The sequence below is a fragment of the Anabaena sp. CA = ATCC 33047 genome, assembly GCF_963870205.1.
GTDB lineage: Bacteria > Cyanobacteriota > Cyanobacteriia > Cyanobacteriales > Nostocaceae > Trichormus.
Genome location: NZ_CAWMSA010000017.1, coordinates 91,346 through 117,484, shown reverse-complemented (window position 1 = coordinate 117,484; position 26,139 = coordinate 91,346). Strand labels below are relative to the sequence as shown.

Here is a 26,139-nt window from a genome sequence, read left to right as displayed (position 1 = left end):
TGACTAATGACTTAATTAATAGTGAGAATCCACGTCCCAAGGGAACGCAGTAATGGCACATCTCCAGTAAAGAGAACTTGACATCTAAAATAATACGTTCCACCAAAGGCGGGATTCTGCACGTTAGAAAACACTAACTCTACTCTGCTACCTGCTGGGACTGGTTCTTCGGGGAAAATCTCAATTAAACCGCCTTCTCTATTCCATTTAACTTCAGATAGGGGTACTTTCTTACCTCTAACTCTGACTTCTATTTTTTCAGGGTCAAAAGTACCTTTATAGTAGTCAGGATAGCTGACAGCAAATTGAGCCACTGCCAATTTCATCTTTTCGGCAGGAACACGTAAGATGTATCTATCTATACCATTCCTCTGTCCACCAAAATCAAACCTGAATGGCAGTTGATTTTCCCGCTTAACACCGCTAAACAGTACAAATCCCTGAGCGTGTGCTAAGGTCGTAGGTAAAGCAGTCATTACACAGGCTGTCAAAGCTAAGGTAGAAAGTAAGCGTCGCATAATTTGGCTCCTACACCAGAAATATGTTTGTAATCTAAATAACGATAATTTTAGTTTTGTAACTAAACTTTACTATTGGTCTGCTGACAAAAGACGTTACATGGCAAAAAAAGTGCCTTGACTCGCAGCATAGTGTAGACGCACACGCCTATATTCATACAAATGCTGGGAATAATTTCATCTCGTGGCTAATCGCTACTGTCAGCTAATCATCAGGTAATACATAGACTAGAGTGCGTCAGAGACAAGAATCCTGATTTTATCACGCACCCTACAAGTTGATTTCTGTGTGACTACACCCCCACTACCTTGATTATGTTGCTAAATATGTACAAGTGTATCGGAATTTAAGGTGTTTGTTATAAAAATTGAGTGATGTTCTGAGCGATCGCCTGTTAATTTAAGATACATTGATGCAAATAGCCGGGAATATCATCAAGAATTCTGAAAAAATTGCCTGAGTAACGGATTGCCAAAATATTAAGTTGAGAAAATCCCCAAATCGCTAAATCTTTCAAGATGTAATAAAAAGTAAAGTCAAATAATTCTGATCCCTAAAACAAGCTAAAGACAAAGATATAAACTGGGATATTAAACTTAGAATTTCCAAGGCGTGAAACTATTTGCAACTATTAGCCGAGACTAAATTTCCACCAGACAAAATCAGGCTTGGTGTCTGGTAAATCTAGATGCCAGGGGAACTCTAAAGTTTCAACACACAAGAAAAAGCAAACGCTCATAGTTAAAAATCAAGGCTATGGATTCAGCAGGTAAATAATTGATAAATAGGCAAATTTCGCAGATATTAGCTATTTATATGCAGGAGATTTCATGAGAATAGCAGTTGCTAAAGAAATTGAAGTTTGTGAACGGCGTGTAGCATTAAATCCCGACACTGTGGGACGCTTAATTAAACAAGGTTTAGAGGTTTGGGTAGAAGCTGGTGCAGGAGAAAGAGCATTTTTTAGTGATGCTGCCTATGAAGCCGCAGGAGCTAAAATAGTTCATCATACTGACGAATTATGGGGCAGTACAGATATTTTATTGAAAGTTAGCCCACCCCAAGAGCGAGAAGACGGACGTACAGAAATTGATTTAATGCGGGATGGGACTTTATTAATTAGTTTCCTCAATCCTTTGGGAAATCCAGTTGTGGCGCAGCAGTTAGCTAATCGCAAAGTTTCGGCTTTGAGTATGGAATTGATTCCCCGCACTACCAGGGCGCAAAGTATGGACGCTTTATCTTCCCAAGCTTCCCTGGCGGGTTATAAATCAGTGTTGATTGCAGCTGCGGCGTTACCCAAATATTTCCCGATGTTGACGACGGCGGCGGGTACAATTGCCCCAGCCAAAGTCTTTATTATCGGGGCAGGTGTGGCAGGATTGCAAGCGATCGCCACCGCCAGACGTTTGGGTGCAGTAGTAGAAGCCTTTGATATTCGCCCAGCTGTGAAAGAAGAAGTGCAAAGCTTAGGCGCGAAATTCGTCGAAGTCAAGCTAGAAGAAGAAACAACCGCCGCCGGAGGTTACGCCAAAGAAATCTCGGAAGCTAGCAAACAACGCACCCAAGAAGTTATCGCTGAACACGTCAAAAACTCGGATGTAGTAATTACAACTGCCCAAGTACCAGGAAAAACCGCACCGTTATTAGTGACAGCCGAAATGGTTGCACAGATGAAACCGGGTTCAGTGGTGGTAGATTTAGCCGCCGAACAGGGTGGTAACTGTGCTTGTACTGAACCGGGTAAAGATATTGTTTGGAATGGTATCACCATTATCGGGCCGATTAATCTGCCTTCATCCATGCCAGTTCACGCCAGCCAGTTGTACTCCAAAAATTTAACATCGTTGTTGCAACTGCTAATTAAAGATAAAACCTTAAACCTCGATTTTGCTGACGACATTATTAATGCAGCTTGCATTACTCATGGTGGCGAAATTCGCAATCAACGAGTTAAGGATGCGCTACAAAATGCTGTGTTGAGGTAATGGGAAATATTCATGGTATCAACCTAATACTTGGCGTTGCTGAGTGAAGTTATGAATTTTTCTCACGCAGAGGCGCAGAGACGCAGAGAGTTAGAGGTTGAGAAATGCCATTTTTGGCATTCATACCTCGATTCAGCAATGCCCCATGCCCAATGCCCTATTACCAAAAGGAGTTTTTAATGACAGAGGCGTTACTTGCAGCTTTGTTTGTATTTGTGTTGGCATCTTTCACAGGCTTTGAAGTTATCAATAAAGTTCCCCCGACTTTACACACACCCTTAATGTCAGGTTCAAATGCCATTTCGGGTATTGCTGTGATTGGGGCGATAGTCGCAGCCGGTGAAAGAAATACTAATTTATCTGTAATTCTCGGTTTAATTGCGGTGGTACTAGCAACAGTCAATGTTGTCGGTGGGTTTTTGGTGACTGACAGAATGTTGCAAATGTTTAAGAAGAAGGAGATAAAAGCGTGAGCGACTTTATACCAACCGGGATACAGCTGACGTATTTAGTCGCTGCGTCTTTATTTATTTTGGGTTTGAAAAAATTGGGTTCACCGGCTACCGCACGTAATGGGAATGTGATGGCGGCGGTGGGGATGTTGCTGGCAATTGTGGCGACAATGTTAGACCAGCACGTATTGAACTATGAGATGATTTTGTTAGGGTTGGCGATTGGTTCTGCAATTGGTGCGATCGCAGCTTATAAAGTCCAGATGACAGAAATGCCCCAAATGGTGGGTTTACTCAACGGTTTAGGTGGTGCAGCTTCCGCCTTAGTTGCCGTTGCCGAGTTTTGGCGGTTGTTGGATGCTGGCGCACCTGTACCCCTAGATGTCAACATTTCCATGTTATTGGATGTGTTAATCGGTGGTGTCACCTTCACAGGTAGTTTTATCGCCTTTGCCAAATTACAAGGATTAATTAGCGGTTCGCCAATTACATTTCCCTTACAGCAGCCAGTTAACGCTTTATTATTGGCTGGGTATGTTGTCGGTAGTGCCTATTTCATCATCACACCGGATAACTTAGCTGTATTCTTAGCAGTTGTTGCAGTCTCCCTAGTCTTGGGTGTGATGTTCGTCATCCCCATTGGTGGCGGCGATATGCCCGTGGTGATTTCCCTGTTAAACTCCTTATCAGGTTTAGCGGCGGCGGCTGCTGGTTTCGTGGTGATGAACAATATGTTAATCATCGCCGGTGCATTGGTAGGGGCTTCCGGGATTATTCTCACCGAAATCATGTGTAAAGCCATGAACCGTTCCCTGTTCAGTGTGCTATTCAGTGCGTTTGGTTCGGGAAGTGCTGCGGCTGGTGGTGCTAGTGGTGGTAAGATTGAGCAAACCATCCACAGCATCGACCCAGAAGAAGGCGCGATGATGTTGGGTTATGCTCGTTCTGTGGTGATTGTTCCTGGTTATGGGATGGCAGTAGCCCAAGCACAGCATACTGTCCGAGAATTAGCAGATCAACTAGAACGTCTGGGTGTAGAGGTAAAATATGCTATTCACCCCGTCGCTGGTAGAATGCCGGGACACATGAATGTGTTGTTAGCAGAAGCGAATGTACCATACACTCAGTTGTATGACATGGAAGATATTAATCCCCAATTAGAAAAGACAGATGTGGCGTTAGTCATTGGGGCAAATGATGTAGTTAATCCGGCGGCGCGTAGTGATGCGAATAGTCCAATTTATGGGATGCCGATTTTAGAAGTAGATAAGGCAAAGCATACGATTGTGATTAAGCGCGGGATGAGTACAGGTTTTGCTGGTGTAGATAATGAGTTGTTCTACAAAGATAAAACCACAATGCTTTTTGGTAGTGCGAAAGATATGGTGGCGAAGTTGGTTTCGGAAGTGAAGCAGCTTTAGGGAAGTAAGAATAATTTATATGGTTTACTTGCCTTGGGGGTTTGATGCTTCTGAGGCAAGTTTTTTTAAGAGATGTTTCGCGCATACCGCTAAGGCGGAACCGGAGGGTAGGCGCAAAGGCACAAAGGATAGAAAGTTTGTTTATTATAGGCTGGATAATTTGGGAAAATTTTCAGGAAGTTCAAACTCAATATCTGCACAATCAGCATCAATTGGGTAAGAGTTCCACTTTCGCATATTTTCTAAACATTCTTCAAGTATAACATCTACAACATCACTATATAATTCTCCTAACTTCAGCCTGAGAATACCAAGATACACCCATGTTAACACCTCATAAGTCTTGGTTATTTGACTTGATAAAATCTTCATACTAAAATAATTTTTACTCGTCAAGTGTCAATGTTTAAGTAATATAAAATATTTATGAATTGTGAAGATTTATTAAATGATGACCTTTTCAGAGAAAGAATTGAGAAATTTTATGGATATGGTAATTATCAAGGGAAATGTTGGTTTATTGGGATGGAAGAAGCAGGAGGAGACTGTCGCGATATTAATTTAAGAATCAAGATATGGGAAGACAGAGGAAAGAAAGAAATAGACGATGTTGCAGAATATCATATAGATATGGGATGGGCGGCTGGTTTTAAACCAGGTGCAGCAATACAACCTACCTGGAAGGGATTGATTCGCATTTTATTAAGTGCTGAAGGAAGAGAGAATATTACTGTAGAAGATGTTCGGAAATATCAAATAAGCGAATTAGGTAGGAAAGATAAAGACACTTGTTTATTAGAATTATTGCCTTTACCTTCGCCATCTCTTAATGATTGGATATATGGCAAACATTCTAAGCTGCCTTTTTTATCTGATAGACAAACTTATGAAAATTATTGTCTAGAGAAACGAATCAAGGACATTAGTCAAAAAATAATAAAACATCAACCGAAAGTAGTTGTTTTCTACGGTAAATTATATGAATATTCTTGGAGAAAAATCACGAAAATCATCACTGATATTGAGTTTTTACAAACTTCAGAAGGTTTCTTGATAGCTAGGAATAGTCCAACAGTTTTTGTGATAGCTAAACATCCTGTAGCTTTCGGCGCAACTAATGAATACTTCCATAACATTGGGAGAGCGATCGCTGCTAAAATTTGACATTGAAAATACTCTGCGTACCTCTGCGTTAACCTCAGCGTACCTCTGCGTTTCAAAAAACTTCCGAGTTCTTGAAAATAGAAACTGATAAATCAAATCTTCTCTCCTCCTCCGCGCCTCCGCGCCTCTGCGTGAGATAAAAAAGACTAGCTAAAAAACAACCATCACCCCTGTAACTTCCACCAAATAAGTATGATTGCTTGGTAATCGTAGTTAAGATAGCCGTATCATGAATTAATGCTTGTAATTGCAGTCAACAACAAAACTGCCTTACAATCATAAATTTGGCATCAAAATAAAGAATTTATCTGATATTATCAACAGGCCGAAAACTTCTATGAATCCTCAGCAAAGTGATACTAAACAAACCTCTGCGTCATCAAAAGCATCGCAAGGTTGGCAAGAAAATTTTACTCTAGTTGCGATCGCCTTAGTTTTAGCCTTGTTGATTCGGACTTTTATCGCCGAACCCCGCTACATACCATCCGAGTCAATGGTTCCTACATTATACGAAGGCGATCGCCTAGTAGTCGAAAAAGTTTCTTATCGGTTTCATCAACCCACAACTGGGGATATCGTCGTTTTTCAGCCACCCGCAGAACTACAAAAACGAGGATACCCTAAAGACCAAGCCTTCATCAAACGGATAATTGCTGAACCAGGAGAAATCATCAGCGTCGCTAACGGTAAAGTCTATCTCAATGGTGAACCATTAACAGAAGACTACATAGCTGAACCACCCAGCCAACCCTTCCCACCAGTCAAAGTCCCAGAAAACCAATTTTTTGTCATGGGAGACAACCGCAACAACAGTAACGATTCTCGCTACTGGGGCTTCTTACCCAAAGAGAATATCATAGGTCGGGCAGTATTGCGCTTTTGGCCGCCTCAACGTGTGGGGATAATTTAGACAGCAGGGGATGAGGGGGACAAATCAATTCAAAATACCCTGCGGGAAGGCTGCGCCTACAAAATTCAAAATTCAAAATTGTTGACTGTTGACTGTTGACTGTTGAGTGTTGAATTGATTTGTCAAGAGTTCCCAGTCCCTTCCAATCCCCAATCTCTGCTAAAACCTGAGAAAATACATTAACTGTGCGATCGCTTCTCCTGATAATTCCAATCGACGCTGAAAATCGGCTAAATTACGATAAACCCCAGATGAGAGGCGATTCTGTACCACTGCTTCAGCTAGGGATGTATCTATAAATGGGACTTGTGCTAACTGTTCTACTGTGGCGGTGTTGGGGTTAACCATATCAGTAGGATTAATTAGAGATTCGTTATCATAATAACTAAAATTCAATAAGGGTTTCAGTGGTTCTAGTCTTGGTGTTGGCATTCCTAAAGCCGCAGCGATATCTTCAACGCAGTAAAACTTAACACCAGAGCGAGAAAGTTCGACAAGCGATCGCGCTTGATGAATCGATAAACCAGGTAAGCGTAACCAATCATCAACAGTAGCTTGATTAGCATCAATGCGGATACCTAATTTAGCCGCCATCTGAATTTCTTCCCCAGACTGTAGGCGATAATATGGGTCATTCAGCAGTTTAGCCCTCAGCCTTTGTAACTTAGAATTCCAAGGAAGCCATTGATTCATAATAGTCATTAGTCATTAGTCATTAGTCATTAGTCATTGGGCATTGGCTATATAATCCACCCAGTCCCCAGTCCCTATTAAGAAATTTGATCAAGTAACTGGCGACGCTTTTGTTCAAACTCATACTCAGAAATCAACCCATCTTGGCGGAGAGTATCTAACTCACGTAAAGCATCTGCGATCGCACCGACTTGATTACCCACATAGGGAGATGACTTAACGGCTGACTTCCCGAAATTAAAATGACGATCAAAAGCTTCCTCATCTTGAGCTAAATACCAAACCCCTTCAATCGCGCTTGCTACCTTGGGAATAGGTGTCCAAGACAGCAAAACATACAACAAACCCCAAAGTGGTTGTCCTAAATAAAACTTATGTAATCCAGAAATGCTCACCGTTCCAGCAAAGGCTAGAATAGCCGCAATACTTCTACTTTTACGCTTAGTTAACATATCCGCTATTAATTCACCATCACCACATTCAGGACAATCAAACAGCCATACTAACAAAGCACTGGGGTCAATACAGCATCACAACATTCAGACTAATCAGCGAACATAACATCTATTCTATTGATTTTTACTTTTCAATCTCTATTCTCCGATGCTATCTTAAAGTTTTCCACTGCGAATCTCAAATCATCTGAGCGAATTATGCGCGGTGACAGCCCAGATTTTTTAACCTGGAAAATTGCTGGTTTATTGAGTAAAACGCCACAAATATACAACTTATCCCTAGTCAAGTGTTGAAATTTCGGTAAAAAACCGTACTTAGACCGAAGTTGTTTCTTAAGTTCACTCCCCTAGACTAGAATAAGAATAGAGGCAAAACTATAAGCTACTGAGTGTTCAGACTCGGTTGAATAGAGGCACATGGGATTCTTTGACTCTGACATAGTTCAGCAAGAAGCAAAACAGCTGTTTGAAGATTATCAAGCACTGATTAAGCTAGGCAATAATTACGGTAAGTTTGACCGTGAAGGCAAAAAACTGTTTATTGAGCAAATGGAAGCGATGATGGATCGCTATCGCATTTTTATGAAGCGATTCGAGCTTTCTGAAGACTTCATGGCACAAATGACTGTAGAGCAACTGAAAACACAGCTTAATCAGTTCGGCATCACTCCCCAACAGATGTTTGATCAAATGCACCTGACTCTACAGAGAATGAAATCTGAACTAGAAAAACAATCTTAATAGGGATTGGGGACTGGAAGGGACTGGGGACAAATCAATTCAAAATTTAAAATACCCTACGGGAAGCAAGCTACAAAATTCAAAATTAAAGAATTTTGCGGAAAAATATCCCCTGCTCCCCTGCTCCCCTGCTCCCCTACTCCCCTACTCCCCTACTCCCTAATTCGATTTGGGACGAGGGAACTGAGAAGGTGGCTTGAATTTTTCTACAGGTACACCTTTAAGGGCTTGAGTCATAAATTCCTTCCAGATGGGAGCTACCATACCACCACCAGTTGCTCCACTGGCTAGTTGTCGGTTGTCATCTCTACCTATCCAGACAGCCGTTGTTAACTGTGGCACAGTACCCACATACCAAATATCTTTTTCTGAGGATGTTGTACCCGTCTTACCAGCAGATGGGCGGCCAATCGCAGCCCCTTTACCTGTACCTTCGGTAACTACAGACTGCATTGTATCAAGAATTGCTGCTGAAGCCCAAGGGTCTAAAACAAGCTGGGGTTTGGGAGTATTATCTAATAACACATTACCACTGCTATCAGTAATCCGAGCGATCACCGTCGGTGATGACTGCCAGCCGTAATTCGCAAAGGTAGCATAGGCACTAGCCATTTCTAGGGGTGTGACACCAATTGCACCTAGAGGTAAAGAAGTCACCGGTTCCATTGGACTCATAATACCTAAAGTGCGGCAGGTTTCAATCACTTTATTCATGCCGATTTCTTTACCAATTTTAATCACAGGAATATTGCGTGATTGTGCCAGAGCTTTGCGAACTGACATGGCTCCACTAAATGAGCCATCATAGTTTCTGGGAGTATACCAGCCACTACCATCTCGATACCGGACGGGAGAATCTATAACTGTGCTGTCTGGTGTATACTTACCATTAGCGAAAGCAGCATAGTAAACAAATGGCTTAAAAGCAGATCCTGGCTGACGCTGGGCTTGGGTAGCTCGGTTAAATTCGCTAGTTCTCGAATCTACGCCACCTACTAGGGCTTTGACAAAATGAGTACGCGGATCGATTGCAACTAAAGCAATTTGGTTTTTGCTTAAGCCTTGAGCGAGAAGCCTTTTATGCCATTTTTTGACAATATCTTCAGCCATCAGTTGAAAATTAGCATCAACTGTGGTTTGTACGCGCATTCCACCTTTAAGTAGCGTGTCACGCCCAAACTTTTTAGCTAATTCCTGTGCCACACTATTGGTGATATACGGTAAAGCACTGCCTTGAAATGACCGGATTCTGCCGTATTTAATTTCTTCGTTGAGGGCTTGATCATATTCTTCCTGGGTAATCCAGTTCAAATCCAGCATTCGCCCTAAAACTTCTTTTTGTTTTTGTTTCGCTAGCTTCCTATTAGCAAAAGGGCTGAATTCCTCTGGTGCTTGGATTAAACCAGCCATCATTGCTGATTCAGCCAGAGTCAGGTTTTCGGCTGACTTGTCAAAATAGCTACGTGCTGCTGTTTGGACACCGTAATTATTATGACCCCAATACACTTGATTGAGGTACATTTCTAAAATTTGGTCTTTAGTGAGAATTTGCTCTAAGCGAATAGCTAAGACGGCTTCTGCTAACTTACGGGTAAATGCACGTCTACGAGTCAAAAATAAGTTTTTTACCAACTGCATGGTAACGGTAGAGCCACCCTCTCGGACACCACCGGCTAACCAGTTGACAACTACAGCACGCCCGACACCCGTGGGATTAATGCCGTGGTGGTAATAGAAGTGACTATCTTCACTGGCTAGTACCGCCCGTTTCAGGTTGGGGGAAATTTTATCTAGAGGTACTACTTCCCGATTGGCTTCTCCGTGGATACTGGTTAACAGTTTGCCTTTAATGTCATAAATATAAGTTGTTTCTGATGGAAAGAAGTTACGTAGTTGCCTGACATCTGGCAAATTACGGAAACTGATGGCTAGACCAACCAGCCCTCCGGCTACAATGGAGCTTGTCAACATTGTGATTGATAGGAGAGTACCGCCAGCAATTTGGCCTACTCCTTTAAAAAACTCAAAACCCGATGAGGTTTGATGTTGGGATTGCTTTTCTTCAAAAGTCCTAGAAGACACGGCGATTTCACTTCCTCACTTGTAAATATTACTGTAATTGATTATTTGCAGCAGGGCGGTTAATTTTTTGCAATTATATTAGTTTGGCAGATGAAATTACGGTGAATGTGAGCGTGAACATAACCAACCTCACTGCTAAAGTCAAAAGCGTAGTTAATAGCGAATCTCCTAGTATGGCGGATAATTTTTCTTGGCTAAATCGTGGGATAGTGGAAGTATTCCCACAACCAACTGATACTGAACACGAAGTTGAAAGTTTAGAGAAACGCTTGGCAACTACGAATCGGCCTTTGCGGGTTAAGTTGGGAATTGATCCTACTGGTGCAGATATTCATCTTGGTCATAGCATACCAGTCCGAAAACTGCGAGCATTTCAAGATGCTGGTCATACGGCAGTCCTGATTATTGGCGATTTTACGGCTCGCATCGGTGATCCAACAGGTAAATCTGAGGTGCGTCGCCAACTGACACAAGCAGAGGTAAAGCAAAATGCTCAAACTTACCTTGATCAAGTGCGTCCTATTTTGGATTTTGACACACCAGGTAGATTAGAGGTACGTTATAACTCGGAATGGCTTTCTCAACTTGATTTAGGGAAAATCATTGAGTTATTGGCAACCATGACTGTGGGACAGATGCTAGCCAAGGAAGGTTTTGCTGAACGTTATAAAAAAGAGAATCCGATTTTTTTGCATGAGTTCCTCTACCCGTTGATGCAAGGTTATGATTCGGTGGCGGTTGAGGCAGATGTGGAATTAGGAGGAACTGATCAAAAGTTTAACATTGCTGTGGGTAGAGATTTACAGCGTCATTTTGGTCAAAAGCCCCAGTTTGGCGTACTTTTACCGATTTTGATTGGGACGGATGGACAACAAAAAATGTCCAAATCTTTGGGGAATTATGTCGGTTTGTCGGAACACCCTGGACAAAAGTATCAGAAGTTGCAGGGTGTTCCTGATCATTTGCTGAGGCAGTATTTTGAGTTGTTGACAGATTTACCTTTAGACAAGTTACCGGAAAATCCGCGCGATCGCCAAATGTTGTTAGCCTGGGAAGTCGTCAAACAATACCACGGTGAACAGGCAGCGAATGAAGCCAAGGAAGCAGCGAAAAGCGGCGGTAAAGAAGGTGCGGTTCCTGAATTTTCTTTAGCTGAGGTTTCCCAATTCCCGGTGAAGTTAGCTTATTTACTCAATGTTAGTGGTTTGTGTAAAAGTACCGGCGAAGGTAAGCGCAAAATTCAAGAAGGTGGTGTCCGCTTAGATGGCGATCGCATCACTGATGTTGATACCTGTTTTGAGCAACCGAGTGATTTACACGGTAAAGTTCTACAAGTTGGTAAAAATAAATTTGTCCGACTTGTCAGCAGTACCCAATAGTTAACTTTGGGGGTGGTCACAAAGACAAGCTAAAGTAACTAATGACTAATGACTAATGACTAATGACTAATGACTAATGACCAAATTATTGTCCCTTTAGATGTGGCGGATGAAAAAAGTGCGATCGCCCTCATCGATAGGCTAGAAGCAGTGAGTTTCTGGAAAGTCGGCTTAGAACTATTCACCAGTGTGGGGCCGAAAATTCTGGAAGTGCTGAAATCTAGGGATAAGAAAATATTTCTAGATTTAAAGTTTCACGACATCCCTAACACTGTAGCAGGAGCTTGTCGGGCTGCGGCGGGTTACGGTGTGGATTTACTCACTATTCATGCTACTGCTGGCAGAAATGCCCTACAAGCCGCTACGGATGCGGTACAGCAGGGGGCGACACAAGCAGGGGTCAAACCACCTAAATTGATTGCTGTGACGCTGCTAACGAGTATTTCAGCCAGACAGTTGGCTGTAGATTTGAAAATTCCCCTAGAGTTGCCAGAATATGCCTTAGAAATGGCGTTGATGGCCAAAGGATCGGGTTTAGATGGGGCGGTTTGTTCACCCCAAGAAGTCGCACAGTTACGCCAAATTTGTGGGGATGACTTTCTGTTCGTTTGTCCGGGGGTGCGTCCCACTTGGGCGGAAGCGGGAGATCAAAAGCGATCGCTTACCCCTGCCGAAGCTATCCAAGCCGGTGCAGATTACTTAGTAATTGGTCGTCCGATTACTGCTGCGGCTGAACCTGAGTTAGCTTGGCAACGCATTGTCCAAGAGTTAACCACAGCATGAAACCTGTTACCCGTTCAGTAAATTACTACTTGTGGCTATTAGCTGGCGGCTTCTGGCTGCTAGTAGTAAGTAGCTGGCATCACTCAGCATTTACTCAGGCACTCTCCCCTAAACCCTCTTTACAAAGTAACAGGGGGGAGAAGTCTGTTTGTAGTCAGCAAAATATAGAAACATTAACTACTCAGTTATTGCGCGATTTACCTAGCTACGCTAACCGTGCTAGTCAGCGCGGTCGCCGTCTGCGTAGAAGTAGCGATGTTTATAGCTATATGCTGGTAGCTGGTAGACCAGAATTTCAACCCTTGCCATTGCAACCCATTGGTCAAGAAAAAAGCACTAACCAAAACATTGAGCAAGTATTTTTTACCACTTTAGAAAGACAGTACATCGATACAAAAGTGGTAGAATTACAACAATTTCACCGACTACTGTTGACGAAAACACCAGAGGCTTGGCAGTTTGTGATCATGTTCACTCAAACTGGTTCTTATCCCAAACAACAGCCACCAACACCCCCACGGGATAGTAGTAACGGTAGTGTGGCTCAAGGAATTAAAACTTGGTTGCGAGATTGTCAAGCGGGAACTGTACGTAATCCAAAAATTTAACTTGCGCTGTTGTTGCTGATTTCATCGTATTTATTACGAACTGCCTGTATATCTTGCCACATCAACCATTTAGGACTACCAACTTCTTTAGAAGGGTTACGCAGTAAGTAGGATGGGTGAAAAATCGGCATACATAAACGTCCTTGCCATTCTAGCCACTGACCACGAATTTTAGTAATTCCCCGCTTATCACCTGTAATACCTTTGACTGCTGTTGCACCTGTGAGCAAAATAATTTTCGGGTCAACCAGACGAATTTGTTCTAATAAATAGGGTAAACAGGCCGCCATTTCGTTGGGGTTAGGCACTCGGTTATTCGGTGGACGGCATTTATTGATGTTACAGATGTAGATATCATGTTCGGTACTTAACTTCACAGATGCTAGTATATTTTCTAGTAACTGTCCTGACCTACCAACAAAGGGTAAACCTGTTTCATCTTCGTTTTGACCTGGTGCTTCTCCAATAATCATAATTGGTGCTTGGAGATTTCCCCGGCCGACAACAGCGTGTGTCCGAGTTTTACCTAATTCACAGCGATCGCACTGATTGCAATGTTGTGCTAACTCGCTCATATTAGTATAAGTTCCAGGCGGAACAGGAATTTTCCCATCGGTGGGAATCAGCTGTTTTTGGTGAAATTTGGATTCTTCATTAAACAGGCTCAGTTGAATATCGTTGCTCATGAAAATCTCGGTGTCTGAAGATAAATTTTTTTTCAGACAAATAAGGTTACTGAATCTGAAGATTGACTAAAACTATATTGTATCAATAAATTTTCCCTCAGCCGTTTTCTAGAACAGCCTACTCCAACACTTAAAAAATATTCTATCCCCAATCCCCAGTCAAGAGTCCCCAGTCCCCAGTTAATCTATAGTTCCTTGCTGATACTGCATGGCTTTGGCATAATCACCCAAGGCGTAGCAAGCAATTTTCAAACTAGACAGGGTTTGTTCTTCAATACGACGGTCTTTGAGGCTTCTTGCTAATAACAAGCGGGCTTCATAGTATGTAATTGCGCGGCGATAGTCTCCTAAAGCTTCACAAGCAACGCCAAGGCTAGCAAGGGTTTGCTCTTGACTACGTTGATCTTTGAGTTGTTGGGCTAACTGTAACCGTTTTTCATAATACTTAATTGATTTGGCGTAATCGCCGATGGCATAACAAGCATTACCTAAATTTTTTAATACCTGAGCCGCACTACGCGGGTTTTTCAGGGAAAGAGCTATTTTGACACATTTTTCATAATAGGCGATCGCCTTGGGGTAGTTGTCCAAGGCATACCAAGCATTACCGAGATTTTTTAATACCTGTTCTATACCCCAGGTATCTTGTAATTCTTGCACAATTTCTAAGCTTTGCTCTTGATATTCAATAGCTCGTGCCAAGTTACCTATAGCTTTATACACCAATCCTAAATTATTTAAAGCTGCAACTTGAGAGCGTTTGTCTTGTAGCTGTCGAGTTAATTGTAAACATTCTTCTAAAAATTCTATGGCTTGGTTGTAGTTGTTCAGGTGACGGTAAGCATTTCCTAAATGGGAAAGCATTTGCATTCGCACTGATAGTTTTGTTTTACCCTGTAAATTTAAAAACTTATGTCCGTAAGTAATAACACTTTTATAATCACCTGAAGTGTAAGCTAGCAGTGCCAACATAGACAGGACTTGTTCTTGGTGTGGTGTATCTCCAGCTAGTTGAAATATCTCTAGGGATTGTTGAAATAACTGAATGGCTGTGAGAACTTCCCCAGCTTGCTGCTGCTGGACTCCTTGCCGCAGTAATTGGTATGCTTTTGATACTTGCTGATCATGCTCTTGAGCCTGTGGTAATTCTTCTGGTAATCCTTGGCCAAATTCATGGGTAATTGTGTTGCGTTTCACTCGTTGGAGCGAGTTGGCAACTTGCACAGGAATTGTAGGTTTGATGTTGTTATTCTGTTCACCTGCTGACATTGAGCAATTCCTGATAACTGAGGAGATATTTATATTCTTCCCTAAAATGAATGATTTATTTCATTGGGGGAGGTAACAACCAGCAAAAACATATCAGTTAACTGTTCCCTGCTACTGTTGATTAGTGGTAGGAATCAATGGAGGAATTAATGATGCTGCGGAAATTAGAACCCGAAGTCATGGATAGCTGGGAGGAAGCGATCGCCTATGATACTATGGATTTTACAGAGGTGAATACGGCTTTTGCTCAAGAAGCGGTTATCCTCGGCCCTGCCGCATCAGGACTGGTGTTAGATGCTGGTACTGGCCCCGGTAGAATTCCGGTTTTGATGTCTCAAATGCGCCCTCAGTGGCAATTTATTGCTATTGATATGGCTAAAAATATGCTACACATTGCGGAAAATCATGTCAAGCAAGCTGGGTTGCAACCACAAATTCGCCTGGAATTGGTAGATGCGAAAAGTTTACCGTATGAAGATGGGATATTTGATTTGGTTGTCTCCAACAGTCTGATCCACCATTTACCTGAACCACTACTGTTTTTCAAAGAATTACAGCGCGTTGTGAAACCTAATGGCGGTATTTTGCTGCGTGATTTATTTCGTCCAGAGGATGAAGCAACAATCAATTCTCTAGTAGAAAGTATTGGTAACGAATATGACAACCATCAAAAACAATTATTTCGGGATTCTCTTCATGCTGCACTGACTTTAGATGAGGTAAGTAAGTTAATTAACGCAGCAGGTTTAGTAGGATTGCAGGTTGATCAATCAAGCGATCGCCATTGGACGGCTAAACGCGGTTGGACTCCAATTCATCAGTAATCGTGAGGTTGTCAGATTAATTCAGGCAGTTTTATCTATTTAGCGGTGTTTTATTATTCCACACTGCTTCAAATTCTGCCTGAGTAATACCAAATTCTTGTAAATCCTTTCTTTCTAAAGGTTTATCGCATAACATCCCATAGTTATCTGCACAATGCTGATTATCATAGGATAATACGTTACCGTTCTCATACACCTCTATCTGTCTTGTCGCATATAAATCTTTGCCTACTGCCATCACTTCCAGAAAGTAGGTACTCGTACCCCAGGCATCAAAGTCACCGCCTAGGGATTCATCCCAGAACCACTTGCAATATTTCTTTTCTTGAGTCAAGGAAGGCATAATTTTACTCCTATAAAGAATTACCTGCCAGCTATTTTATAAGAATATACTTAGCCTGGATCTAAGTGAGTACCTTTAAATAAGATTAAAAATTAATTATAAGCACTGATATTTGGTTGAGGATAGTTTACTAAACTAGGCGAATCGCTATCAATTAGCGAAACTTAATGTTATACCCTGAGATTACTTCCCTTTGTTATCTATTTTAAACATTCCCAACACTCAGCAGAAGGCGTAAAAATATTAGTTTACAGTTTTCGTTATGGCTCAGGTTTTATATCTGAGCGTAATAGCCCTCTGACTTCCATTAAAATTATCCCTAACATATTTTTACCACTACCATCAGAACCACAACCCCAGTAATAGTCAATGGGTGAATTCTCTACTATTTCCTCATTACCTGTGGAAAGCAGGATTTCTCTGATATCTGCATGGGTTTCAAACTTTCTCAGCACAGCTTTTCGCATGATGTTATCTTTGACTTGCTCCCAGTCATCACGCAAAGGACGTTTTCTGTCTCTTCCCATGTTTGCAGCTTCTTTGGGGGTTTTTGCTAGGCGGATTTGTTCTAAATGAATTGTTCCGACAAATTTTTGCGCTTGAAAATAATGTTCGCTGGTGTACCAATATAGATTATCCAACATAAAGCCGTGAGGTGAGAAGTTAGAGAAACAGCCATAATTCTCACGGGCAGTATAAAAATAGATTGTCATTGGGTTAATTAGAGATGAAGAACTATTAAACAAAACCTGATGCCAAGTTAGCAGTTAATTGTTAACACTAACAAACACCAAAGATTTTAAATTATAAATATTTTGGATAAATTGGCAAAGAAATCACAAACTTACTTCCTTGATTAACTTCTGAAAATACTGCGATTTTTCCTTGATGTTTTTCAATGATTGTATAACAAACACTTAATCCTAAACCTGTACCTTTTCCCACTGGCTTAGTTGTAAAAAAAGGGTCAAATATTTTTTGAATATTTTCTGGAGTAATTCCTGCGCCATTATCAGTAATCTCAACTTTAATATGATTATCGTCTACTTGATCTGTAGATATGATGATTTGGGGATTATTTTGAGTTTTTTGTGCTAATAACGCATCAATAGCGTTACTAATTATATTCATAAATACTTGGTTTAGTTGGGCTGGGTAACACTCAATTAAAGGTAAGTTTCCATAATTCTTAATCACGGCAATTCCTGATTTTATTCGATGATTAAGAATTAAAAGAGTATTATCAATACCTTCATGAATATCTACCTCTTTCATATCTGCTTCATCTAAACGGGAAAAGTTACGCAGAGACAAGACTATTTCTCGAATGCGTTGAACACCCATTTTCATAGAAACAAGTATATTTACTAAATCTTTGCTAATAAAGCTTAGTTCAATTTCTTCTATTGTGTCGGCAATTATATCATCTGGATGAGGATATTGTTGTTGATATAAGTTTATGAGATCAAGTAAATCTTTGATATATTCATCTGCACATTCGATATTGCCGTTAATAAAATTAACAGGATTATTGATTTCGTGGGCTATACCTGCAACCATCTGCCCCAGAGATGACATTTTTTCTGTTTGAATGAGTTGTGCTTGGGTTTGTTGTAATTCTTTTAATGCTATTGTTAGTTCCTGAGTTCGTTCTTCGACTCGTTGCTCTAAAGTTCGTTGAGCTTGCTGAAGTTCTTGGGTGCGTTCTTCGACTCGTTGCTCTAAAGTTTGGCGTGCTATTTCTAGTGCTTTAGTGTATTCTCCCACCCATTCTACTAATTGATTTAAAGAATTAGCTAGCGTTCCTATTTCATCACGACTATTGATATTAGCTCTGAGTTGAAAATTGGATTCTTGTGTAATTTTTCTGGCAATTTTGGTAACTGATTGTAAAGGAAGCGCAATTAACCTGCTAGTTAATAATGCAATGATCATAGCGATCGCAGTAGATAACAATATACTGATGCTCACCAACTTGACTCTTAAAATCCTCGCATCGTTAAAACTTTTATTGGCTCGCTGTTGTTGTTTTTCTGCATGAACTATGATTTGAATCAATTCATCAGATTGCTTTTCAAATTCAATATTTATGTTGATAGTTTCTTTCTCTTTGAGCAAACTTAATAGTTGACTCAAAGGTAAATCATTTGATTCATTTGTAGCGATTTCTTGCCAGAAAAATTTTATATCCTGGCTATATATCTCTATTTTATCTCTGTATTTTTTTAAAAAACTCTGGAATACTTGATAGTCTAAAGCTAAATCATCAGGATGCTGTTTGATAAAATCTTCTATAGCAATTAATTGATTATTTATATAATTAATATCTGATAAAAATCTATTTTTTTCAAATTCTAACCACACTGAATCATCTATAACAGGAACTAATCTCTGTGGATGTAGCCTCGCTCTATTTACCGCGTTTTCTAAATTTTTTAAAAGATATTGCTGCTGATAGGATAAATTTAATTTTTTGTAGGCGGAAAATTCATAAGAATATGCAATTAATGAACCACTGACTATGCCTATTACAGTGGTACCAATCACTATAGTATAGCTATAAGCAATTTTTTTAGTTATGCTCCAGTTATGGCTAAAACCATTAAATAGACGCAAACAATTCTTTTTGAATTTATCGGGAATAACATCTATCATCAATTTAAACCGGACACTAATACTCTATTTTAAAAAACTGTCTTGTCCAATTTTTTTATAAACCTCACGAATCATATTGTAATCAGCGTCATTTGCTATGCTCATTTCGCTACCCACATATTTACGATTGGCTTGAGATTTTACCATACTTTGAATCAGTTTATCTTGATTTTTTAGCATCTGCGATCGCAATCTTTCAATAAAGCTAGAAGCTAATTGATTACTCACAACAAATACATCCCTAGGAAGTTCCGGCCCTTTCAGAATAATTTTAAAATCTTTCTCTGATAAACCCTCAGATTCTAGCACATTTTTGTATCTATCAGATGCAGTTGCCCAAGCATCTACTTCACCTGATTTTAAAGCTTTTCCTCCTTCATCGTCTAACATGACAATTTGAACATCCGATTTAGGATCTAATCCTGCTTCTATCAGTAAACTTGTAGGTGCAATATGTCCAGAAGTCGAGCCAATTTTACGCATAGCAATTTTTTTGCCTTTTAATTCAGCTAATGTTTTAATATCGCTATCTGCTCGCACCACAAAAATTGTATGGTAGTCTTTACGTTTAACAGCAACTATAGGAATTGCTTTCGCCCTAGAATTTAAAATTAGGTACTCGGAAGGCCCTGCAAATGCAATATCTAAATTACCAGATAATAATGCTGGTGCTGCTGCTGTGGGGTTGTTTACAGGGAAAAACTCAATTGTAATACCTAATATTTCTGCTAAAGTAGTCCGAAATTCTTCAAAATCTCTTTTTAAATCATCCAGCCCAGTCACGTCTGTCACGGCAAACTTGATATATTTAGGACTTGTACTTGATTGGTTGGAATTACTTTTGAGCAAATTACTGCTGCTACAACCAGCAATATATAATAATGAATACGTAATCAAATTACGTCTTTTCATGATTTTGAATAAAATTACGCTAGCAACAAATACTTGCTTTGATCGAAAATACCCTCAAAAACTATAAGGCTTCTTTCTATTAATTACTTCTGTAATTTTACGGATTTTCTCCCAAAAAATTACTAGCTGAAATAAATTTTTCAGGTTAAGATAAGGTTATAAATTTGGGTGAAATATTCATATTTAAACTAAAAAGTTTAATTAATGTTAAATTAATTTAACACTTGTTCAATATTAAATATAAATTACTAGCCCTTGAAAGTTATAAATTGAAATCATTTTTGTCCAACAAGATGCCCGAATTATCGCAGCAGTCGGAAGTTTTCAGTTTTCGTTACTGAAAAATCAGATGCTCAATGTTTGATTTTTTTAACGCGGAGGGGCGCGGAGGTTCACGCAGAGGTACGCAGAGGTTTTATGAGCGGTGTTGGCTGGGGTTGATTAGGGAGGAGTGTTATGGTAAAGAGGCAGTAAAGTTGTACTGGATAGGCGCAAGTGTACGACGCTTGATAAAGTTTTACTTTTTTTACGATTAATTAGTTTTGCCACCATCGACGGGGCGGTACAATAGACGTTATTTTCGTAGCTTCAAATAAATAACTATGGCAATGCTGTCTACACTGCAAAGTGCATTTACTAACCGCCGTGTTCTGAAAGTGATTAGCGGTTTGAACAATTTTGACGCTGCTTGTGTCGCTTCCGTGGTGAAAGCGGCTGAACTGGGTGGTGCAACTTTTGTAGATATTGCTGCTGATACCGCTTTGGTGAAGCTGGCTAAAGATTTGATTAATTTACCAGTTTGCGTCTCAGCAGTAGAACCAGAAAAATTTGTGTCAGCAGTAGCGGCTGGTGCAGATTTGATTGAAATCGGAAATTTTGATGCTTTCTACGCTCAAGGACGCAGATTTGAGGCTGAGGAAGTTTTGGCGTTAACTCTCCAAACTCGCGCTCTTTTACCAAATATTACTTTGTCTGTGACTGTTCCCCACATTCTCGAATTAGACCAACAGGTACAATTGGCAGAAGAGTTAGTGAAGGCTGGTGCAGATATTATTCAAACTGAAGGCGGTACTAGCAGTCATCCTGCTCACGCTGGCAGTTTGGGGTTAATTGAAAAAGCTGCTCCTACCTTAGCCGCAGCTTATGAAATTTCTCGCGCTGTGTCAGTGCCGGTATTGTGTGCTTCTGGTATTTCTAATGTTACAGCACCACTAGCGATCGCCTCCGGTGCTGCTGGTGTGGGTGTCGGTTCCGCTATCAACCAACTCAACAGCGAAGTCGCGATGATTGCTGCTGTACGCGGTTTAGTTGAAGCTTTGGAAAACTCAAAAGTTCTGAGTGCTTAATTAGTGCGGAGTTGGGAAGTGGGGCATGGTGCATCGGGTATGGGGCATGGGGATAAATTATCCTCTGCTTCCTCCTCTCCCCCATTCCCTACTCTCACTAAACCAGAATATCTTTTAAAGCATAAATTACCTGCTGTTGCTGCTCTTGTGTTAGTTCTGGGAACATCGGCAAAGATAAAACTTGATTGCAAGCTTGCTCTGCTAATGGTAATTTTCCTGGTTGATAGCCTAGATATTGATACGCTGGTTGTAGATGCAAAGGATAAGGATAGTAAACCATTGAACCTATCCCTTTCTCTTGTAGTTGGTTGCGTACTGAGTCCCGATAGTTCGCGCTAGCACCGTTGCGTTCTTCGCCTAGTACGCGGATGGTGTATTGATTCCACACACTCACACCCCCAGCTAATGCTTGAGGTGGGATGATGCCGGGAATTTGACTGAGGAATTGCTCGTAATATGCGGCGATCGCTTGACGTTTTTGATTCCAAGTGTCAAGATAACCCAGCTTAATCTCTAAAATTACGGCTTGAATGGCATCTAATCGGCTATTTATACCAATGTCTTGATATTGATAGCGGTGTTTTTGTCCATGCTCTTTGATTATCCGCACCTTAGCCGCTAGTGCTGCATCATTGGTGGTAATTGCGCCACCGTCGCCACAAGCACCTAAGTTTTTCGTCGGGTAAAAGCTAAAGCAACCAATATGTCCAATGCTACCAACTTTTTGATCACCCCAGATGGCTCCTGTAGACTGGGCGCAATCTTCTATTACTGCTATATTATGAGCCTGAGCGATCGCCATTAGTGCAGTCATATCCACAGGTTGTCCGAATAGGTGAACTGGGATAATGGCTTTGGTTCTGGGTGTGATTGCCGCCGCTACTTGCTGCACATCCAGGTTAAAGGTTATATCATCTATATCAACAAATACTGGCTTGGCACCAACGGCAATAATTACTTCTACCGTAGCGACAAAAGTAAAAGGTGTAGTAATAACTTCATCACCTGCACCAATTTCTAAAGCGCGTAGTGCTAAGTATAAGGCATCTGTACCAGAGTTACACGCTACACAATCAGTCACACCATGATAGGCGGCAAACTGTTGCTCAAAGCTTTCTACTAAGGGGCCACCAATATAACGTCCAGAAGCTAGAACCTCTACAACGGTAGCACTTACTTCTGTTTCTATAGAAGCATATTGCTGCTTATTATCAAAGGCAGGGATAAAACTTAGGCTTTGGCTCATGAGTTTTCATTTTATATGAAGATACAAAAAACACACTGCGACTGTCAATTGGTGCTAAGAAAATTTTTCCGCAAAAAAGCATAAAAGACTGTCGCGGGAAACACACATTAAACAGAGTTTTTACTGTAATGATTTCAGGGTGAGGTTAACCATGATGATCATGTATCAATCAAGAACCAACTCCTGAAATTAAAGTTCCGTGTTTGTAAACTGTGATGAGGGGAAAATCCTAGGAGGTAGAGAACCCATGCAGGATTTAATTAAGTTGGATTTGGTGGATTTAGCTGTGGCTGTGGGATTGATGGCGATCGCCATTGGTTTATCTGCTTGGGAAAGATTAGGACTAGAATTAAACATAGCGATCGCCACGGGTAGAACCATCCTACAATTAGCTGTTTTGGGATACGTTTTAGACTTCATCTTTGCTTTAGACAATCCTTGGGCAGTATTGGTATTTTTAGCAGTGATGTTAACGATTACGGCGATTGTCGCACGAAATCGCATCAGTCAAAAAATTCCCTTAGTTTTACCTTTGGTTTGGGGTGCAATGTGCCTTAGTACCTTGTTAACGCTGGTTTATGCCAATTTCTTAATTATTCAACCAGAGAGATGGTATGAACCGCGCTATATTATTCCGTTAGCTGGGATAATTTTAGGTAATGGCATGAATGCAGCTGCGATCGCTGGGGAACGGTTGGTAAATAGCATCAACACCTTTCCCATCGAAATCGAAACTCACTTAAGTTTAGGTGCAACACCCCAACAAGCAACCAACCAGTACAGAAAAGAAGCCATTCGAGCCGCCTTACTTCCCACCATCAACCAAATGATGCTCTTAGGTTTGGTAGCCATACCCGGAATTACCACCGGGCAGTTACTCGCTGGTGTCAAACCCCTAGAGGCTGTTTCCTACGAAATTGTCATTGTCTTTATATTTGCGTTTGCCAATTTATTCATCACAATTTTAATTACCAAAGGATTGTGTCGTCAGTTCTTTAACTCTGCTGCCCAGTTAGTCAGATGATGGTAGTTAGCAGGGTGCGTCAGGATGAATATTTTCTTGGTATGGTAGGGTTTCTCGTACTGACGCACTCTACATTATTACTCAGTATTAGCGGAATCTATCAGGATTTAGGCGAGTGGGGACTTGGGCTGGAGTTTGACGGCGAATTGCTACGCCATTTCTCAGATTTCTGCCTGTTCCCCCATCTTTCACATCAAGGTAAGGTTTGAGATTAATCCCACTTCTCAAGGAATTGACACGATTACCGTTACCTAACAAGGTACGACCTAAGTTATAAAGTTCGTTTCCTCCACGATTAGTATAGGTGTTGACGGCTATAGTTTGCTGACCGTTATCGGCAGACATCAGGTTTTGAAAGATGCTATTGCGGACGTTGTAAGGATCTCTATTTCGAGGTACTGTCAACACAATCCGACAACTAGGATCAGCTTCACTGGTGACACAAACGATATTCTCGTTGTTTAGTACAGATACCTGAAGTTCTTGTAAACCATCTGGTCGGTATAATTCTAAACGGTTAGCAATGGTTTGACAGCGCAGTTGGGGATTCCAACCACCACCTAAAGCCGCAGGAGTAGCCCAAGAAAAGAATTGTCCTGGCTGGCTTTGGGGTTGGTACATTACGGTGTACTGACCGTTATATTGTTGACAAACAAACCGCGCATTACCAACAGTAGTTGTGGCAGTAGATGTATTTACTGATGTATCTGTAGGAAATGGTGTAGTTGTGGTTGTTGGTGTTGATGAACCTGAAGGTACAGTTGGCACAACTACACTATCAGTAGAATTATCAAATTGGGCAAATGCCACCCCATTACCTAAAAACAAAGATAAACTCAGACCACCCAAACAAGCTAACTTCCAGCTTTTTGATAACATAAACACTCCTCTAGTGGACACAGAGTAGAAATGATAATTCTATTGACGCAAATTTTTATCTTTTGATTCTTCAGTACGCTGCTTTTTTTCTTCTTGTTCTTTCTTCTCTTGGAGCAGTTTTTTCACTCTGGCTTTAATCTCTGCATGACGTTCTACGCCTTCAAAAGCGTAGCGGTTGTAACTATTACGAGTAATCATGTTTTCTATATAATTGACTCGTTCATTGCCGCCTGGGTGAGAAGATATCCACGTAGGAATACTAAATTTCTTTTGTTTGTCTAGTGTCACCATTAAGTTACGCAAACCATCAGCAGCATAACCACTAGCAACAATTAAGCGTGTTCCGAGAATATCCGCTTGTCGTTCCATATCCCGGTTGTAAGTCAATGTAAACAGTCGCCCAATTGTGCCACCAAAAGGTAGATATTGGGTAACGTTAGAAATGAGATTACCTTGAGTAACTAATTGAAAACCATGTGATAACACAACATGAGCTAATTCATGTCCAATTAATCCCGCTAATTCTGCTTCTGAATTAGTTTTAGCGATCGCACCTGCATTAATGAAAATTTTCCCCCCAGGTAGGGCAAAAGCGTTAAGGTCTTCTTCAGGAATTACGAAAAATTCATATTTAAATTCCTTCCTCCCGGCAATATTGGCTAATTTCTGTCCAATGTCATGAACATAAGCCAATGTAGCTTCATCTACGACTAAAGGTAGTTGTTTTTTCGCCTGTTTTGCCACTGATTCGCCTACAGATTCTTCACCCTGTAGCAGTAAAATTGTGGAATCCAGGGCAGAAAATGGCCCTAACAAGCTCCCAGTCACCGCATAACCTAAAGCACCTGTGATAATGTTACTAATCACATTGCCTCTAATTTCTGAACGAATATGCGACTTGTAGCTTTTAAGATTAGCTTCGGCTAATTCGGTAAATTCTGACGCTTGGGGACTTTGGGGATTGAGAATGGCAAATTGACGCGCTGCTAAGGAGGCTTCCATCCATTTCTCCGCCTTATCTAGTGCTGTCACCCTAGCTTTAACTAATTCTGCTTGTTCGGGATATAGTGAAGTAGCACGTTCTAAGATATCTAATGCTTCTTTTTTGCGGTCGTATTGCGTTAAAGTTTCAGCGTAGCGAATATGACCCGGAATAAATTCTGGATACTGCTCGACTAATAATTGTAGAGGTACTAAAGCCCTTGTTTCCAGCTTGTTAGCGATTCCGGCTGCTGCTTCTCGCCAGTATACTTTACCTGCTGGTGAAAGTTGTGCTGGGTCAATTATCGCTGGTTTGCGTTCTGGCTGTGCATTACTAGAGTTTGTAAAGGGTGCTTTAACTTCACGATACAGTTTTTGTGCTTCTGCGAATTTACCTGCTAAATACAGTTTGTCTGCTTCTATAAGCTTCTGCTGGCGGGCAATTTCTTCAGGAGTAGGTTGTGGCTCGTCTGGTACTTCACTAGCTTCAGAATTGGGTGGTGGGGAATCTGAAGTTTCTGGTTGTGGTAACGTTTCAGTGTTCGATGAGCCTCGCAAAGCATCCCGGAGCTTTTCTTCGGCTGGGATTTCTGGGTTAGGTGGGGTTGTCGTCTCAATCTTCGGTGCTTGGGCTGGTGCTGGTGCTGTCGGTTGGGTAAGGATAATCAAGATTGATGTACTAACTGACAGCAATATCCAGTTAAAAGCTAGCAGCAGAGACTTCCGGCTTCGTTTCATCCTAAGTCCACCTCTAAAAAAAGGGCATTTTTTTAGGGTAG

At 41.0% G+C, this 26,139-nt stretch carries 26 protein-coding genes; 12 read left to right on the top strand and 14 right to left on the bottom strand.

Going from position 1 to position 26,139, the window contains the following annotated elements; translation table 11 throughout:
• Positions 1-11: 11 nt before the first annotated feature.
• Positions 12-518 (bottom strand): DUF2808 domain-containing protein, encoded by a 507-nt coding sequence (locus AACS98_RS04800; protein ID WP_066376889.1) that lies wholly within the window; start codon positions 516-518, stop codon positions 12-14.
• An 831-nt stretch (positions 519-1,349) separates the two neighbouring features.
• Between AACS98_RS04800 and AACS98_RS04795 the strand changes: the two genes are divergently transcribed.
• The 3 genes from AACS98_RS04795 to AACS98_RS04785 all read left to right on the top strand — a co-directional run bounded on the left by AACS98_RS04795 (position 1,350) and on the right by AACS98_RS04785 (position 4,380).
• Positions 1,350-2,507 carry a Re/Si-specific NAD(P)(+) transhydrogenase subunit alpha gene (locus AACS98_RS04795; RefSeq protein WP_066376888.1) on the top strand — a complete coding sequence of 386 codons (1,158 nt, stop codon included), beginning with the start codon at positions 1,350-1,352 and terminating at the stop codon, positions 2,505-2,507.
• A 179-nt stretch (positions 2,508-2,686) separates the two neighbouring features.
• On the top strand, positions 2,687-2,980 hold the full coding sequence (locus tag AACS98_RS04790; protein WP_066376921.1) for an NAD(P) transhydrogenase subunit alpha: 294 nt from the start codon (positions 2,687-2,689) through the stop codon (positions 2,978-2,980).
• A complete protein-coding gene (locus AACS98_RS04785) occupies positions 2,977-4,380 on the top strand; it encodes an NAD(P)(+) transhydrogenase (Re/Si-specific) subunit beta (protein WP_066376887.1) in 1,404 nt (467 codons plus the stop codon). The genes AACS98_RS04790 and AACS98_RS04785 overlap by 4 nt, the downstream gene beginning before the upstream one ends.
• Positions 4,381-4,524: 144 nt before the next feature.
• Here the strand turns inward: AACS98_RS04785 and AACS98_RS04780 are convergent, their stop codons facing one another.
• Complete coding sequence (locus AACS98_RS04780) at positions 4,525-4,752, bottom strand: hypothetical protein (RefSeq protein WP_066376886.1); 228 nt, start codon at positions 4,750-4,752, stop codon at positions 4,525-4,527.
• A 54-nt stretch (positions 4,753-4,806) separates the two neighbouring features.
• Here AACS98_RS04780 and AACS98_RS04775 point away from each other — a divergent pair, with 54 nt between their 5' ends.
• The gene (locus AACS98_RS04775) at positions 4,807-5,544 is read left to right on the top strand and encodes a hypothetical protein (RefSeq protein ID WP_066376885.1); all 738 of its coding nucleotides are present in this window, start codon (positions 4,807-4,809) and stop codon (positions 5,542-5,544) included.
• Positions 5,545-5,881: 337 nt separating this feature from the next.
• On the top strand, positions 5,882-6,454 hold the full coding sequence (gene lepB / locus AACS98_RS04770) for a signal peptidase I (RefSeq protein WP_066376883.1): 573 nt from the start codon (positions 5,882-5,884) through the stop codon (positions 6,452-6,454).
• 159 nt (positions 6,455-6,613) lie between these two features.
• On the opposite strand, the gene AACS98_RS04765 is transcribed toward lepB, so the two are convergent.
• Together AACS98_RS04765 and AACS98_RS04760 are read right to left on the bottom strand one after the other, a co-directional pair.
• Positions 6,614-7,147: a helix-hairpin-helix domain-containing protein gene (locus AACS98_RS04765; protein WP_066376881.1), complete on the bottom strand. Its 534-nt coding sequence runs from the start codon at positions 7,145-7,147 to the stop codon at positions 6,614-6,616.
• 77 nt (positions 7,148-7,224) lie between these two features.
• Positions 7,225-7,599 carry an NINE protein gene (locus AACS98_RS04760; RefSeq protein WP_066376919.1) on the bottom strand — a complete coding sequence of 125 codons (375 nt, stop codon included), beginning with the start codon at positions 7,597-7,599 and terminating at the stop codon, positions 7,225-7,227.
• Between the two features lie 420 nt (positions 7,600-8,019).
• Between AACS98_RS04760 and AACS98_RS04755 the strand changes: the two genes are divergently transcribed.
• On the top strand, positions 8,020-8,343 hold the full coding sequence (locus tag AACS98_RS04755) for a DUF1825 family protein (RefSeq protein WP_066376879.1): 324 nt from the start codon (positions 8,020-8,022) through the stop codon (positions 8,341-8,343).
• A gap of 159 nt (positions 8,344-8,502) precedes the next feature.
• On the opposite strand, the gene AACS98_RS04750 is transcribed toward AACS98_RS04755, so the two are convergent.
• Entirely contained in the window at positions 8,503-10,425 is a 1,923-nt protein-coding gene (locus tag AACS98_RS04750) for a transglycosylase domain-containing protein (RefSeq protein WP_066376877.1), read from the bottom strand.
• A 173-nt stretch (positions 10,426-10,598) separates the two neighbouring features.
• Here AACS98_RS04750 and tyrS point away from each other — a divergent pair, with 173 nt between their 5' ends.
• The 3 genes from tyrS (at position 10,599) to AACS98_RS04735 (ending at position 13,195) form a co-directional block, all read left to right on the top strand.
• Positions 10,599-11,804 carry a tyrosine--tRNA ligase gene (gene tyrS, locus AACS98_RS04745; RefSeq protein ID WP_066376916.1) on the top strand — a complete coding sequence of 402 codons (1,206 nt, stop codon included), beginning with the start codon at positions 10,599-10,601 and terminating at the stop codon, positions 11,802-11,804.
• A 69-nt stretch (positions 11,805-11,873) separates the two neighbouring features.
• Positions 11,874-12,587 (top strand): orotidine-5'-phosphate decarboxylase, encoded by a 714-nt coding sequence (pyrF, locus tag AACS98_RS04740; protein WP_066376876.1) that lies wholly within the window; start codon positions 11,874-11,876, stop codon positions 12,585-12,587.
• Positions 12,584-13,195 (top strand): hypothetical protein, encoded by a 612-nt coding sequence (locus tag AACS98_RS04735; protein WP_066376873.1) that lies wholly within the window; start codon positions 12,584-12,586, stop codon positions 13,193-13,195. The genes pyrF and AACS98_RS04735 overlap by 4 nt, the downstream gene beginning before the upstream one ends.
• Here the strand turns inward: AACS98_RS04735 and AACS98_RS04730 are convergent.
• Positions 13,192-13,881 (bottom strand): uracil-DNA glycosylase, encoded by a 690-nt coding sequence (locus AACS98_RS04730; RefSeq protein WP_066376872.1) that lies wholly within the window; start codon positions 13,879-13,881, stop codon positions 13,192-13,194. The genes AACS98_RS04735 and AACS98_RS04730 overlap by 4 nt on opposite strands.
• A gap of 180 nt (positions 13,882-14,061) precedes the next feature.
• Positions 14,062-15,150 (bottom strand): tetratricopeptide repeat protein, encoded by a 1,089-nt coding sequence (locus AACS98_RS04725; RefSeq protein ID WP_066376868.1) that lies wholly within the window; start codon positions 15,148-15,150, stop codon positions 14,062-14,064.
• A 152-nt stretch (positions 15,151-15,302) separates the two neighbouring features.
• Between AACS98_RS04725 and AACS98_RS04720 the strand changes: the two genes are divergently transcribed.
• The gene (locus AACS98_RS04720) at positions 15,303-15,974 is read left to right on the top strand and encodes a class I SAM-dependent methyltransferase (RefSeq protein WP_066376914.1); all 672 of its coding nucleotides are present in this window, start codon (positions 15,303-15,305) and stop codon (positions 15,972-15,974) included.
• A gap of 31 nt (positions 15,975-16,005) precedes the next feature.
• Here the strand turns inward: AACS98_RS04720 and AACS98_RS04715 are convergent, their stop codons facing one another.
• The 4 genes from AACS98_RS04715 to phnD all read right to left on the bottom strand — a co-directional run bounded on the left by AACS98_RS04715 (position 16,006) and on the right by phnD (position 19,884).
• Positions 16,006-16,317: a hypothetical protein gene (locus AACS98_RS04715; RefSeq protein WP_066376867.1), complete on the bottom strand. Its 312-nt coding sequence runs from the start codon at positions 16,315-16,317 to the stop codon at positions 16,006-16,008.
• A 260-nt stretch (positions 16,318-16,577) separates the two neighbouring features.
• Positions 16,578-17,030, bottom strand: a complete 453-nt coding sequence (locus AACS98_RS04710; protein ID WP_066376866.1) for an NADAR family protein — start codon at positions 17,028-17,030, stop codon at positions 16,578-16,580.
• 91 nt (positions 17,031-17,121) lie between these two features.
• Positions 17,122-18,972 carry a sensor histidine kinase gene (locus AACS98_RS04705; protein WP_066376865.1) on the bottom strand — a complete coding sequence of 617 codons (1,851 nt, stop codon included), beginning with the start codon at positions 18,970-18,972 and terminating at the stop codon, positions 17,122-17,124.
• Positions 18,973-18,996: 24 nt separating this feature from the next.
• The gene (phnD, locus tag AACS98_RS04700) at positions 18,997-19,884 is read right to left on the bottom strand and encodes a phosphate/phosphite/phosphonate ABC transporter substrate-binding protein (protein WP_066376864.1); all 888 of its coding nucleotides are present in this window, start codon (positions 19,882-19,884) and stop codon (positions 18,997-18,999) included.
• A gap of 602 nt (positions 19,885-20,486) precedes the next feature.
• Between phnD and AACS98_RS04695 the strand changes: the two genes are divergently transcribed.
• The gene (locus tag AACS98_RS04695) at positions 20,487-21,230 is read left to right on the top strand and encodes a DUF561 domain-containing protein (protein ID WP_066376863.1); all 744 of its coding nucleotides are present in this window, start codon (positions 20,487-20,489) and stop codon (positions 21,228-21,230) included.
• A gap of 97 nt (positions 21,231-21,327) precedes the next feature.
• On the opposite strand, the gene AACS98_RS04690 is transcribed toward AACS98_RS04695, so the two are convergent.
• Positions 21,328-22,476, bottom strand: coding sequence for a DegT/DnrJ/EryC1/StrS family aminotransferase (locus AACS98_RS04690; protein WP_066376861.1), 1,149 nt, complete (start codon positions 22,474-22,476; stop codon positions 21,328-21,330).
• 247 nt (positions 22,477-22,723) lie between these two features.
• Between AACS98_RS04690 and AACS98_RS04685 the strand changes: the two genes are divergently transcribed.
• On the top strand, positions 22,724-23,500 hold the full coding sequence (locus AACS98_RS04685; protein ID WP_066376860.1) for an ABC transporter permease: 777 nt from the start codon (positions 22,724-22,726) through the stop codon (positions 23,498-23,500).
• Between the two features lie 87 nt (positions 23,501-23,587).
• On the opposite strand, the gene AACS98_RS04680 is transcribed toward AACS98_RS04685, so the two are convergent.
• Together AACS98_RS04680 and AACS98_RS04675 are read right to left on the bottom strand one after the other, a co-directional pair.
• Positions 23,588-24,379, bottom strand: coding sequence for a COP23 domain-containing protein (locus AACS98_RS04680; protein ID WP_066376859.1), 792 nt, complete (start codon positions 24,377-24,379; stop codon positions 23,588-23,590).
• A gap of 39 nt (positions 24,380-24,418) precedes the next feature.
• On the bottom strand, positions 24,419-26,098 hold the full coding sequence (locus AACS98_RS04675) for a M48 family metallopeptidase (protein ID WP_066376858.1): 1,680 nt from the start codon (positions 26,096-26,098) through the stop codon (positions 24,419-24,421).
• Positions 26,099-26,139: the final 41 nt, after the last annotated feature.

Excerpts from the sequence above, each read along its gene's own strand:
- AACS98_RS04800 (WP_066376889.1), bottom strand. The coding sequence starts at position 518 with ATGCGACGCTTACTTTCTACCTTAGCTTTGACAGCCTGTGTAATGACT.
- AACS98_RS04795 (WP_066376888.1), top strand. The coding sequence starts at position 1,350 with ATGAGAATAGCAGTTGCTAAAGAAATTGAAGTTTGTGAACGGCGTGTA.
- AACS98_RS04790 (WP_066376921.1), top strand. The coding sequence starts at position 2,687 with ATGACAGAGGCGTTACTTGCAGCTTTGTTTGTATTTGTGTTGGCATCT.
- AACS98_RS04780 (WP_066376886.1), bottom strand. The coding sequence starts at position 4,752 with ATGAAGATTTTATCAAGTCAAATAACCAAGACTTATGAGGTGTTAACA.
- AACS98_RS04775 (WP_066376885.1), top strand. The coding sequence starts at position 4,807 with ATGAATTGTGAAGATTTATTAAATGATGACCTTTTCAGAGAAAGAATT.
- lepB (WP_066376883.1), top strand. The coding sequence starts at position 5,882 with ATGAATCCTCAGCAAAGTGATACTAAACAAACCTCTGCGTCATCAAAA.
- AACS98_RS04765 (WP_066376881.1), bottom strand. The coding sequence starts at position 7,147 with ATGAATCAATGGCTTCCTTGGAATTCTAAGTTACAAAGGCTGAGGGCT.
- AACS98_RS04760 (WP_066376919.1), bottom strand. The coding sequence starts at position 7,599 with ATGTTAACTAAGCGTAAAAGTAGAAGTATTGCGGCTATTCTAGCCTTT.
- AACS98_RS04755 (WP_066376879.1), top strand. The coding sequence starts at position 8,020 with ATGGGATTCTTTGACTCTGACATAGTTCAGCAAGAAGCAAAACAGCTG.
- tyrS (WP_066376916.1), top strand. The coding sequence starts at position 10,599 with ATGGCGGATAATTTTTCTTGGCTAAATCGTGGGATAGTGGAAGTATTC.
- pyrF (WP_066376876.1), top strand. The coding sequence starts at position 11,874 with ATGACTAATGACCAAATTATTGTCCCTTTAGATGTGGCGGATGAAAAA.
- AACS98_RS04735 (WP_066376873.1), top strand. The coding sequence starts at position 12,584 with ATGAAACCTGTTACCCGTTCAGTAAATTACTACTTGTGGCTATTAGCT.
- AACS98_RS04730 (WP_066376872.1), bottom strand. The coding sequence starts at position 13,881 with ATGAGCAACGATATTCAACTGAGCCTGTTTAATGAAGAATCCAAATTT.
- AACS98_RS04725 (WP_066376868.1), bottom strand. The coding sequence starts at position 15,150 with ATGTCAGCAGGTGAACAGAATAACAACATCAAACCTACAATTCCTGTG.
- AACS98_RS04720 (WP_066376914.1), top strand. The coding sequence starts at position 15,303 with ATGCTGCGGAAATTAGAACCCGAAGTCATGGATAGCTGGGAGGAAGCG.
- AACS98_RS04715 (WP_066376867.1), bottom strand. The coding sequence starts at position 16,317 with ATGCCTTCCTTGACTCAAGAAAAGAAATATTGCAAGTGGTTCTGGGAT.
- AACS98_RS04710 (WP_066376866.1), bottom strand. The coding sequence starts at position 17,030 with ATGACAATCTATTTTTATACTGCCCGTGAGAATTATGGCTGTTTCTCT.
- AACS98_RS04705 (WP_066376865.1), bottom strand. The coding sequence starts at position 18,972 with ATGATAGATGTTATTCCCGATAAATTCAAAAAGAATTGTTTGCGTCTA.
- phnD (WP_066376864.1), bottom strand. The coding sequence starts at position 19,884 with ATGAAAAGACGTAATTTGATTACGTATTCATTATTATATATTGCTGGT.
- AACS98_RS04695 (WP_066376863.1), top strand. The coding sequence starts at position 20,487 with ATGGCAATGCTGTCTACACTGCAAAGTGCATTTACTAACCGCCGTGTT.
- AACS98_RS04690 (WP_066376861.1), bottom strand. The coding sequence starts at position 22,476 with ATGAGCCAAAGCCTAAGTTTTATCCCTGCCTTTGATAATAAGCAGCAA.
- AACS98_RS04685 (WP_066376860.1), top strand. The coding sequence starts at position 22,724 with ATGCAGGATTTAATTAAGTTGGATTTGGTGGATTTAGCTGTGGCTGTG.
- AACS98_RS04680 (WP_066376859.1), bottom strand. The coding sequence starts at position 24,379 with ATGTTATCAAAAAGCTGGAAGTTAGCTTGTTTGGGTGGTCTGAGTTTA.
- AACS98_RS04675 (WP_066376858.1), bottom strand. The coding sequence starts at position 26,098 with ATGAAACGAAGCCGGAAGTCTCTGCTGCTAGCTTTTAACTGGATATTG.